The organism is Oleiphilus sp. HI0132 (genome assembly GCF_001635845.1).
This window is the reverse complement of the sequence record NZ_LWGJ01001543.1, coordinates 1-1334: the sequence shown is the minus strand read 5'-3', so window position 1 is coordinate 1334 and position 1334 is coordinate 1. Positions and strand designations below refer to the sequence as shown.

Below are 1334 nucleotides of genomic sequence, written 5' to 3'. Positions count from 1 at the left end.
CTTTCTATTTATCGGCAGCTCGTTCGTACTTATACAACTTGAATCTAGCAAGCTTGATAGAAAGTGGGGATGACTTGAGCGCTGATCTAAGCGGCCCACTATACGGAGACGAAACGCCAGGAAGTAACGAACTGACTGAGCCAGAGAAAGAAATTCTAGAGGCGCACCCTGCCTTTAAAAAAGGAATACATCAAAATCGATTGCGTTTAGAGCGGAGGCCATACCTTGTTGTCCCTGAGGCGATGTCTTGGTCAATGGGAGAGGCTGAGCTTGAACTAGAGTTTCAATTACCTACGGGAGTCTTTGCTACTTCATTGCTTGCCGAAGTGTTTAACTTGTCTCAAGGCTTGGGAGAGGGTAATCAAGGCATGCGGAGCACACGATGAGTTTACTGATATCCAATGATGACGGTATTAATGCTGAAGGTATACAGGTACTCTCGGAGGTTCTATCTTCCAAGTTCGAGGTGAAGGTGGTTGCACCGGATCGTGATCATAGTGGCGCAAGCAGTTCACTGACTTTGAGTCGCCCTTTGCGTGTAATGGAAACTGCAAATGGCCATTACTGTATTGATGGTACGCCGACCGATAGTGTTCACCTAGGGGTCTCATCACTTTTTGATCTTGACTTTGAGCGTGTGGTCTCAGGTATTAACTCTCATGAAAACCTTGGCGATGACGTGTTATATTCGGGGACAGTCGCTGCAGCGATTGAAGGGCGGTTTTTAAAGCAGCCCGCTATCGCTGTTTCCCTAGTGAACCAGGGTCAGTTTCATTATCAAACTGCAGCAAAAGTGGTACTCGATTTATTGGTTCGCTCTAAAGATTTGGAAGTGCCTGAAAGAACCATTTTGAATGTCAATGTGCCGGATGTGCCTTATGAGCAGCTTAAGGGAATTAAAGTCACGCGTTTGGGGCATCGGGCAAAAGGGCTTCCCCCAGAGGAAGTGTCAGACCCACGAGGTCGACAGCGATATTGGATATCGCTTGCAGGCGAGGGAGACGATGCCGGAGAAGGTACAGATTTTGACGCGGTAAAGAACGGTTATGTTTCAGTAACGCCGCTTCAAGTTGATATGACTCGTCATGAGCTGATATCACAAGTAAAAGATTGTTTAGAGGATTGAATATCGTGAGTCAGACACTTGATCTCGAAGGAATAGGAATGACCTCGCGCCGTACCCGGATGCGACTCATTCAGCGGCTCAGGGATGAGGGGATTACCAACGAGGATGTATTGGCAGTCATGCTGGATACGCCGCGGCATATATTCCTCGATGAGGCGCTATCTCATCGGGCTTATGAAGATACAGCTTTACCGATTGGGCACAACCA

The 1334-nt window shown here is 47.6% G+C and carries 2 protein-coding genes and 1 pseudogene; all 3 read left to right on the top strand.

Features of this window, described 5'->3' with window-relative positions; translation table 11 throughout:
- A partial coding sequence (truD, locus tag A3766_RS23730; RefSeq protein WP_156509089.1) for a tRNA pseudouridine(13) synthase TruD occupies positions 1 to 386 on the top strand: 386 nt, incomplete at its 5' end.
- Positions 383 to 1126, top strand: a complete 744-nt coding sequence (surE, locus tag A3766_RS23725; RefSeq protein WP_068514132.1) for a 5'/3'-nucleotidase SurE — start codon at positions 383 to 385, stop codon at positions 1124 to 1126. The genes truD and surE, both read left to right, overlap by 4 nt.
- 38 nt (positions 1127 to 1164) lie before the next feature.
- Positions 1165 to 1334, top strand: a pseudogene (gene pcm, locus A3766_RS23720) (protein-L-isoaspartate O-methyltransferase); the annotation flags it as partial.

Coding starts and splice junctions, on each gene's coding strand:
- surE (WP_068514132.1), top strand. CDS start 383: ATGAGTTTACTGATATCCAATGATGACGGTATTAATGCTGAAGGTATA.